Annotated in this window: 6 protein-coding genes and 2 pseudogenes; 6 read left to right on the forward strand and 2 right to left on the reverse strand. The window is 69.9% G+C overall.

Annotated features, from left to right (window positions below):
* The first annotated feature begins 12 nt into the window (after positions 1-12).
* The 6 genes and pseudogenes from AC02VZ_RS06095 to AC02VZ_RS06120 form a co-directional block, all read left to right on the forward strand.
* The gene (locus AC02VZ_RS06095; protein WP_476474734.1) at positions 13-486 is read left to right on the forward strand and encodes a hemerythrin domain-containing protein; all 474 of its coding nucleotides are present in this window, start codon (positions 13-15) and stop codon (positions 484-486) included.
* 325 nt (positions 487-811) lie between these two features.
* Positions 812-4,504, forward strand: coding sequence for a nitrate reductase subunit alpha (locus AC02VZ_RS06100; RefSeq protein WP_476474750.1), 3,693 nt, complete (start codon positions 812-814; stop codon positions 4,502-4,504).
* Positions 4,504-6,207 carry a nitrate reductase subunit beta gene (gene narH / locus AC02VZ_RS06105; RefSeq protein WP_476474735.1) on the forward strand — a complete coding sequence of 568 codons (1,704 nt, stop codon included), beginning with the start codon at positions 4,504-4,506 and terminating at the stop codon, positions 6,205-6,207. Before AC02VZ_RS06100 ends, narH begins: the two co-directional genes overlap by 1 nt.
* The gene (narJ, locus tag AC02VZ_RS06110; protein WP_432058335.1) at positions 6,204-6,878 is read left to right on the forward strand and encodes a nitrate reductase molybdenum cofactor assembly chaperone; all 675 of its coding nucleotides are present in this window, start codon (positions 6,204-6,206) and stop codon (positions 6,876-6,878) included. The genes narH and narJ overlap by 4 nt, the downstream gene beginning before the upstream one ends.
* Complete coding sequence (gene narI / locus AC02VZ_RS06115) at positions 6,875-7,642, forward strand: respiratory nitrate reductase subunit gamma (protein WP_432058336.1); 768 nt, start codon at positions 6,875-6,877, stop codon at positions 7,640-7,642. Before narJ ends, narI begins: the two co-directional genes overlap by 4 nt.
* A gap of 407 nt (positions 7,643-8,049) precedes the next feature.
* Positions 8,050-8,220, forward strand: a pseudogene (locus tag AC02VZ_RS06120) (universal stress protein); the annotation flags it as partial.
* On the opposite strand, the pseudogene AC02VZ_RS06125 reads toward AC02VZ_RS06120, so the two are convergent.
* Both AC02VZ_RS06125 and AC02VZ_RS06130 read right to left on the reverse strand, forming a co-directional pair.
* Positions 8,168-9,346 (reverse strand): annotated as a pseudogene (locus AC02VZ_RS06125) (IS1380 family transposase); the annotation flags it as partial. The pseudogenes AC02VZ_RS06120 and AC02VZ_RS06125 overlap by 53 nt on opposite strands.
* Positions 9,347-9,634: 288 nt before the next feature.
* Positions 9,635-9,804: transposase (locus AC02VZ_RS06130; RefSeq protein WP_476474751.1), on the reverse strand; the 170-nt coding region annotated here is incomplete at its 5' end.

The following is a 9,804-nucleotide window of genomic DNA, read 5'->3' on the forward strand; positions in this document are numbered from 1 at the left end:
GGAGCATCACCGGTGTGCGAGTACTGCGGCTGCCAAGCGCTGGAGACCATCGACGAGCTGGCTCAGGAGCACGAGCGGGTGGTGACGCTCATCAGCCGCGTACGTGATGCCCGGCGTGACGGAGCGATCGCCCGTATGGCCGAGCTCGCGCGTGAGATCACCTCTGTGCTGGGCCCGCACACCCAGGTGGAGGAACACGGCTTGTTCCCCCCGATGGCTGCGGAGTTTCCGGAGCAGATCGCCGCGCTGGAGGCCGAGCACCGCCGCATCGAGTCGGTTCTGGGTGAAGCGGACGGACCCTTCCTGACCGACCCGGGCTGGCCGGTCCGACTGATCGAAGCCCTCGACCTGCTGCGCGAGCACATCCTCAAGGAGCAGGACGGCGTCTTCCCGGCCGCGCTCGCCACCCTTGACCCCGATGACTGGGAAGTGGTGGAGAAAGCGCGCGCGGAGGCGGGCAGCGGCCTGCCCCGGCCGGGTGCCTGACCGCTCGGTGCTGCGGCGGTCGGCTGCAGGTGCTCACGGCCCACCGCCAGACAGAACCGGCGGTGGGCCGTCCCTGTACCGCGGATCGACCGACCGGACTGCCCTGTTCGCTCAATACTTCCCGGCATGGCCCTGCGAGCCCGGGGAACTGCTTTGGTGGGCAGACGATCTCCATTGCTGTTGTGGTGCGGCTGTTGACCTTTCGGGGGAATGTGGTCGTAGAGTCGTGTGCGGTGTAACCGATCATCATTCGAACGGGCAGGCATGCCCGGAGTGGAGTGGCGCGGTGAGCACGGAGACCGGCGCGGTACGGCCTCAGGCGGGCATGGACGGCGAGCTGGCGGAGGCGCTGGTGCGCAGTCGCCGCTTCTTCAGCAGAGCCGAGGTCTCCGAGGACCTGCGCTCGCTGCACCGCAAGGGCGGCCGTCAGGCGGACGAGTTCTACCGGGACCGCTGGTCGCACGACAAGGTGGTGCGCTCCACCCACGGTGTGAACTGCACGGGCTCCTGCTCGTGGAAGGTGTATGTCAAGGACGGCATCATCACCTGGGAGGCCCAGCAGACCGACTACCCGTCGGTCGGGCCGGACAGCCCCGAGTACGAGCCGCGGGGCTGCCCCCGGGGCGCCGCCTTCTCCTGGTACACCTACTCGCCGACCCGGGTCCGCTACCCGTATGTGCGCGGCGTGCTGCTGTCGATGTACCGCGAGGCCAGGGCGCGGCTGGGCGATCCGGTGGCGGCGTGGGCGGACATCGTGGGCGACCCCGAGCGTTCCCGCCGCTACAAGCGGGCCCGCGGCAAGGGCGGTCTGGTACGGGCGACGTGGGCGGAGGCGGCGGAGATGGCCGCCGCCGCTCATGTGTACACCATCAAGCGGTACGGCCCGGACCGGCTGGCCGGGTTCTCCCCGATCCCCGCCATGTCGATGGTGTCCCACGCCGCGGGGGCCCGCTTCTACTCCCTGCTCGGCGGGGTGATGCTCTCCTTCTACGACTGGTACGCCGATCTGCCCGTCGCCTCGCCGCAGGTGTTCGGCGACCAGACCGACGTACCGGAGTCCGGCGACTGGTGGGACGCCGGGTATCTGATCATGTGGGGCTCCAACCTGCCGGTGACCCGCACCCCGGACGCCCACTGGATGGCCGAGGCCCGCTACCGGGGCCAGAAGGTCGTCGCCGTGTCGCCGGACTACGCGGACAACGTGAAGTTCGCCGACGAGTGGCTGGCCGCGCAGCCCGGCACGGACGGCGCGCTGGCGATGGCCATGGGGCACGTGGTCCTCAAGGAGTTCTTCGCCGACCGGGAGACCCCGTACTTCACCGACTACGTCAAGCGGTACACGGACCTGCCGTTCCTCGTGACCCTGGACGAGGCGACCGGGGACGGGGCGGAGCCGGGCACGTACACGCCGGGCAAGTTCCTGACCGCCGCGGACCTCGGCGGCGCGCACGCCCGGACCGAGCACGCGGAGTTCCGGACGGTCCTGCTGGACGAGGCCACGGGCGCGCCGGTGGTGCCCAACGGCACCCTCGGCGACCGCTTCGGCGACTCCGGCGCCGGCAAGTGGAACCTCGACCTCGGTGACACCCGACCCCTGCTGTCCGCCGAGGGCGGCGAGGAGCCCGCGGTCGCCGTCACCCTGCCCCGCTTCGACGCCCCGGACGGCGGCGCCGCACGGCTGCGCCGCGGCGTACCGGTGCGCCGGGTCGCCGGACGGCTGGTGACCACGGTGTACGACCTGCTGCTCGCCCAGTACGGCGTGATGCGCGAAGGGCTGCCGGGGAACTGGCCCACCGGCTACGACGACGCGAGCGAGCCGTACACCCCGGCATGGCAGGCCGCGATCACCGGGGTGGACGCGGACCGGGCGGCGCGGATCGCCCGCGAGTTCGCGGCCAACGCCGAGGACTCCGAAGGCCGTTCGATGATCATCATGGGGGCGGGGACCAACCACTGGTTCCACTCCGACACCATCTACCGGGCGTTCCTCACCCTGACCACCCTCACCGGCTGTCAGGGCGTCAACGGCGGCGGCTGGGCGCACTACGTCGGCCAGGAGAAGGTCCGCCCGATCACCGGCTACTCGACGATCGCCACCGCCTCCGACTGGAACCGTCCCGCCCGCCAGATGATCCAGACCGCCTACTGGTATCTGCACAGCGACCAGTTCCGCTACGACCCGTTCTCCGCGGACACCCTCGCCGCGGCGGGCGCCGGCGGACCGTTCGCCGGGAAGAGCACCGCGGACGTCATCGCGGCCTCGGCCCGGATGGGCTGGATGCCCTCCTACCCGACCTTCGACCGCAACCCGCTGGACCTCGCGGACGAGGCCGAACGCGCGGGCCGCTCACCGGCCGACCACGTCGTGGACGAACTCCGGGCCGGGCGGCTCGGCTTCGCGGGCGAGGACCCCGACGCACCCGAGAACTTCCCCCGGGTGCTCACCGTGTGGCGGGCCAACCTGCTGGGCTCCTCGGCCAAGGGCAACGAGTACTTCCTCAAACACCTGCTGGGCACCGACTCCTCGGTGCGTGCCACCGAGGCCCCGCCCGGCGCCCGCCCCCGGGACGTGGTGTGGCGTCAGGAGGCACCTGAAGGCAAGCTCGATCTGCTGCTCACCCTCGACTTCCGCATGACCAGCACTACCGTCTTCTCCGACATCGTGCTGCCCGCCGCGACCTGGTACGAGAAGTACGACCTGTCCAGCACGGACATGCACCCCTTCGTGCACTCCTTCAACCCGGCGATCGCCCCGCCCTGGCAGACCCGTACCGACTTCGACATCTTCCACACCCTGGCCAAGGAGTTCAGTCGCCAGGCCGCCGGCCACCTCGGCGTGCGCAAGGACCTGGTGGCCGCGCCGCTGCTGCACGACACACCCGACGCGATGGCCAACCCGCACGGCAGGGTGCGGGACTGGAAGGCGGGGGAGTGCGAGCCGGTACCGGGCCGCACCATGCCGAAACTGATCACCGTGGAACGCGACTACGGTGCCGTCGCCGACAAGATGGGCGCCCTCGGCCCGCTGCTGGACTCGCTGGGTGCCACCACCAAGGGCGTCACCTTCAAGGTCGAGCGTGAACTCGAATACCTGCGGCACAAGAACGGCACCGTGCGCGGCGGAGCAGCCGACGGCCGCCCCTCGATCGCCCGTGACTCCCACGCGTGCGAGGCGATCCTCGCCCTGTCCGGCACCACCAACGGCCATCTCGCCACCCAGGGCTTCCACACCCTGGAGGCCCGCACCGGCACCCGGTTGGCCGATCTGGCCGCCGAGCACGAGGGCAAGCGGATCACCTTCGCCGACACCCAGGCCGCCCCCGTCCCGGTCATCACCTCGCCCGAGTGGTCCGGCTCGGAGACCGGCGGGCGGCGCTACTCGCCGTTCACCGTCAACGTCGAGCGGTCCAAGCCCTGGCACACCCTCACCGGCCGCCAGCACTTCTACCTCGACCACGACTGGATGACCGCCCTCGGCGAGCAACTCCCCGTGTATCGGCCACCATTGAACATGCACGCGCTCTTCGGTGAACCGCGCCTGGGTGAGACGGGCGAACTCGGCGTAACCGTCCGGTACTTGACCCCGCACAACAAGTGGTCGATCCATTCCGAGTATCAGGACAACCTCTTCATGCTGTCCCTGTCCCGGGGCGGTCCGCACATCTGGATGAGCACCCAGGACGCCGCGAAGGTGGGGGTGAGGGACAACGACTGGATCGAGGCCGTGAACCGCAACGGCGTCGTCGCCGCCCGCGCGGTCGTCTCGCACCGCATGCCCGAGGGCACCGTGTACATGTACCACGCCCAGGACCGGCTCATCGACGTCCCCCGCACCGAGACCACCGGCCGGCGCGGCGGCATCCACAACTCCCTGACCCGCCTGCTGATCAAACCCAGCCATCTCATCGGCGGCTACGCCCAGCTCTCCTACGCCTTCAACTATCTCGGCCCGACCGGCAATCAGCGCGACGAGGTCACCGTCATCCGCCGCCGCACCGACCAGGAGGTGACGTACTGATGCGCGTCATGGCCCAGATGGCGATGGTGATGAACCTCGACAAGTGCATCGGCTGCCACACCTGCTCGGTCACCTGCAAGCAGGCGTGGACCAACCGCACCGGCGTCGAGTACGTGTGGTTCAACAACGTGGAGACCCGGCCCTGCCAGGGATACCCGCGCCGCTACGAGGACCAGGAGCAGTGGCGCGGCGGCTGGGAGCTGAACAGGAAGGGCCGGCTCGCGCTCAAGGCGGGCGGCCGCTTCAAGAAGCTGATCACCATCTTCGCCAACCCCGTACTGCCGTCCCTGGACGACTACTACGAGCCCTGGACGTACGACTACGAGACCCTCACCAACGCCCCGTTGCAGGAGCACACCCCGGTCGCCCGCCCCAAGTCCCTCATCACCGGCAAGGACATGAAGATCTCCTGGTCGGCGAACTGGGACGACGACCTCGGCGGATCCTCCGAACACGGCGACAAGGACGTCCTGCTCGACCAGGTCTCGGAGAAGATCAAACTCGAGTTCGAGCAGACCTTCATGTTCTACCTGCCACGCATCTGCGAGCACTGCCTCAACCCGTCCTGCGCGGCCTCCTGCCCCTCCGGCGCGATCTACAAGCGCGAGGAGGACGGCATCGTCCTCGTCGACCAGGACAAGTGCCGCGGCTGGCGGATGTGCGTGACCGGATGCCCGTACAAGAAGGTGTACTTCAACCACCGCACCGGCAAGGCCGAGAAGTGCACCTTCTGCTTCCCCCGCGTCGAGGTCGGCCTGCCCACCGTCTGCTCCGAGACCTGCGTCGGCCGGCTGCGCTACATCGGGCTCGTCCTCTACGACGCCGACAAGGTGCTGGAAGCCGCCTCCACCCCCGACGACACGGACCTGTACGAGGCCCAGCGGGGCGTCTTCCTCGACCCGAACGACCCGGACGTGGTCGCGGCGGCGGAAAGGGCCGAGATCCCGCGGGACTGGATCGAAGCCGCGCAACGGTCCCCGATCCACGCCCTGATCAACACCTACAAGGTGGCGCTGCCGCTGCACCCGGAGTACCGCACCCTGCCCATGGTCTGGTACATCCCGCCGCTGTCCCCGGTCGTCGACGCCGTACGGGACACCGGCCGGGACGCTGAGGACCACGGCAACCTCTTCGCCGCGGTCGACGCCCTGCGCATCCCCGTCGACTACCTGGCCCAGCTGTTCACCGCCGGCGACCCGGCACCCGTGGACGCGGTGCTGCGCCGGCTGGCCGCCATGCGCGCCTACATGCGCGACATCAACCTCGGCCGCGAACCGGACGGCTCCATCCCCGAGTCCGTCGGCATGGGCGAGGAGCAGATGTACGACATGTACCGGCTGCTCGCCCTCGCCAAGTACGACGAGCGGTACGTCATCCCGCCCGCCCACGCCGAACAGGCCCACAGCCTCGAGGAGCTGGCCACCGAGTGCAGCCTCGACTACGAGGGCGGCCCCGGCATGGGAGGCTCCGGCCCCTTCGGCGAAACCTCCGGCGGCGCCGCCCCCATCGCGGTGGAGAACTTCCACGCCCTGCGCAGCCGGCAGACCTCCGATACCGCCGCCGCTCCCACTGACAAGGCCGGCCGCGTCAACCTCCTGAACTGGGACGGCAAGGGTTCCCCGCCCGGCCTGTTCCCGGACCAACCATCCGACGGCAGCAGCACCGACGGGAACAGCGGCGGGGAGGTCGAGCCGAAGCCATGAAAGCCCTCAAAAGGAAGATCACGCGCACAGACCGCACAAACTCCTGGCACCCCTACGCCTGGCAGACCCAGTCCCTGCTGCTCGCCTACCCCGACGAGCAGTTCGAGCAGCGCCTGACCCTGGCGGGCCGGGTCGCCGCCACCCTGCCCGAAACGGTGGCCCGCCCCCTGCTCCGCTTCACCGCGCACGCAGAGCAGACCGCCACCGCCGACTTGACCACCGCCTACGTCGCCACCTTCGACCACCGCAAACGCTGCTGCCCGTACCTCACCTACTACGCCCATGGCGACACCCGCAAACGGGGCCTTGCCCTGCTGCGGCTGAAGCAGACCTACGCTGCGGCCGGCTGGCGCCTGACCGACGACGAACTGCCCGACCACCTCGCCGTCGTACTCGAATTCGCCGCGACAGACCCGGCCACCGGAGCGCGCCTGCTCACCGAACACCGCGCCGGACTGGAGCTGCTGCGCTTGGCCCTGAACGACGACGACTCGCCCTGGGCACACGTGCTGGACTCCGTCTCGGCCACCCTTCCCGATCTCGCCGGCGACGACCGCGAAGCCGTCCTGCGTCTCGCCGCCCAGGGCCCGCCCGAAGAACAGGTCGGCCTCGACCCGTACGCGTCGTCCCCCGTGTTCCTGCCCGACCCTGTCGTAGGAGGTCCCCGATGACCGCGCCGGCGCAATTCCTCACCCTGGCGGCGGAGGCAGGCACCGGCGGCATCCTGCTGTGGGTCGCCCTGCCCTACGTCGCCATGGCCGTGTTCGTCCTCGGCCATGTCTGGCGTTACCGCTACGACAAGTTCGGCTGGACCACCCGCTCGTCCCAGCTGTACGAACGGCGCCTGCTGCGCATCGGCAGCCCGCTGTTCCACTTCGGCATCCTCGTCGTACTCCTCGGGCACATCGGCGGACTGCTCATCCCGAAGAGCTGGACCGAGGCGGCCGGCGTCAGCGAGCACACCTACCACATCGGCGCGGTCGTCCTCGGCACCATCGCCGGTGTCGCCACGCTCGGCGGAATCGCCATCCTGATCTACCGCCGCCGCACCGTCGGCCCGGTCTTCTCCGCCACCACCCGCAACGACAAGGCCATGTACCTCTCTCTGACGGTGACCATCGTGCTCGGCCTGGCCGCCACGGTGGCCGCGAACGTCGTGGGCGGAGGATACGACTACCGCGAGACCATCTCCCCGTGGTTCCGTTCCATCTTCTACTTCCAGCCCGACCCGGACCTGATGACCGGCACCCCGGTCCTCTTCCAGCTCCACGCGATCAGCGCCCTGCTGCTCTTCGCCGCCTGGCCCTTCACCCGGCTCGTCCACATGCTCACGGCGCCCCTGGGCTACCTCACCCGCCCCTACATCGTCTACCGCAGCCGCGACACCCGGCTCGGCTCCCGTCCCCCGCGCCGTGGGTGGGAACGCGTGGGGTGATGAAAAGAACCGGATTGCTCCGGGTCACGACCGACGAGCCGTCCTCTGCTCGGGCCGGCCCTCCCCATCGTCGCGCCGCAGCCCGGGCAATGGGGAGGGCCCACCGCTTCTCGCGGTCCTCGATCCCGCGGTGCGTAGCTCCCGACTGTTTCTCCGCGTTCCCGAACAGGCCCGCTCCATCACCGTCAGAACATTACGGGCTGCTCCGCGCGCGCATCGGGCCTCGCGGTCTTTCGTCATGAGCCGAACAGGGCACGGCACGACCCGTGGTGTCCAGGGGCCGGCGTGCCGTACGGCCGGCACAGGGCCGGTCGGCCCTGTCAGTGGCCGGTGGACCCCGTGACAACGAGGTGGTGTCAGGGGTGGGCTGGAGAGGAGAGCCAAGGCGTTCGATCGGAGGAGGCACGATGAGTGGTCTGGTGGTCGTGGGTGTGGACGGGTCGGCGTCGAGCCTCGCTGCGGTGGAGGCAGCGGCCCGGGAGGCGCGGGCACGTGGAGCGGGGCTCAGGGTGGTGCACGCGTTCAGGCCAGCAGGTCGAGAGCAATCTGCACGATCTCCAGCCAGACCTTGTTCTGGGCGGTCCGGTGCAGGGGCAGATTCCGCAGGCCGGTGGCCCGGGCGGCCCGGATGCGGTCCTCCGCGCGGGCCCGCAGCCGGTGTCGCAGCTCGAGTTCGGCGATCGGCCGGCCGGCGGTATTGGTCGCGAAACAGGTCAGCCGCATGCCGTCCGCGTCCGTGAGCCTCAACTGGGCTCCGGGATGCGGTCGTTCCTTCCTCACGATCAGCCGCATGCCCTTCGGCCAGCCGTCCAGGACGTCCCCGGTGAGCTCGGCGACCCATGCCCCGTCCCGGACCTCGCCGTCCGCCTCGACGGCCGGTGTCCAGGCCGAGGGCGGCACCCTCAGGACATGCTGGTGGATCGCGTCGGTGATCACCATGCCGACCGAGTAGGACAGCCACCGCCCCCGCCGGGCCAGCCAGGCCACGAAGTCGTGGGTGCCGCCCGCGGAGTCCGTGCGGACCAGGGTCTGCCGCCCGCGCCGGTAATTCTTCGGCAGCTGGGCCAGGGCCAGTTGGGTGGTGGTGATGTGGTCGGCGGCGGTGTTCGATCCCGCGTTGCCCGGCCTGAGCAGGCCGGCGACCGGCTCCCCGGTGCCGCCCTGCCCGTGGTCGACGAACGCCATCAACGGATGATGCCCCCAGGTCCGCTTCCAGGTCGGCGCCGCGTCCTCCTTGTCGGAGTGCGCAACCACCAGCACCCCGTCGAGGTCCACGGTCACCGTCCCGCCCGCATCTGGCGCGTGGTTGTCGGCCAGCTTCCAGACCCGCCCGCGTGCTTCGGCCCGGGCAGAACGGATCGCTGTCAGAGCCTTCTCACCGGAGGCTGCGAGGGCATCGACGAGGCGGGAGACCGTCGGGTCGGAGGCGACCGGCCCGAACACGGCAGGCTCCGCCCGCAGCACGCCGACATCCGCGAGGCAGTCCCCGACCAACGCGACCGCCAACGCGACATCCAGCAGGACCTTCCCGGGGTCGTGCACGGCCCGCGGTTTCCGCCACGGCGACAGCGCCGCGGATACCGCCTGGTCAAGGCCAGACTTGCGGACGGTCTCGACCAGCAGCACGCTCCCGGCCTGCGAGACCACCGCCCGTCCGCTGCCCTTGGTGCGGACACGCGGGTACGACCCGATACGCTTCTTCACCTGGAGAGTGCTTCTTTCATTGCTACGACCTGGACCCTAGACAAGTCCCATCGTTGCAGGTCAGGAGCACTCTCCGCTTATTTGATCAAGCCTCGGACAACTCGCCCCGTGAAAGCGCGAGGTTAGCCTCGAAGTTTCGTGACGGGCCGCCGACGGAGTCGGCGGCCCGTTTTCGTGCTGTGGGCTGAGGCGGGGCAGGGCGAGTGCCCGAGTGTCGTCTCGGGGTGGCGCCGGGTTCCACTGCTCCGGGTGGGGAAGGGCTGTCGTAGGGACGGGTGGATCTGCTGGTCAGCCAGGGTTCGGCAGGAGTGCGAGCCGTTCGAGTGCGGCGGTGATGTGGCGGGTGAAGGGCCAGTGCCGGGCCAGGCGGAGGATCCGCCGGCGGCCGGTGGTCACCAGCTGTCCTGCCGCGGAGAACAGGCGAAGCCGCAGGCGGCGGGGTTCCCAGAGACGGGCCT

It is taken from the genome of Streptomyces sp. 3-6 (genome assembly GCF_056323165.1).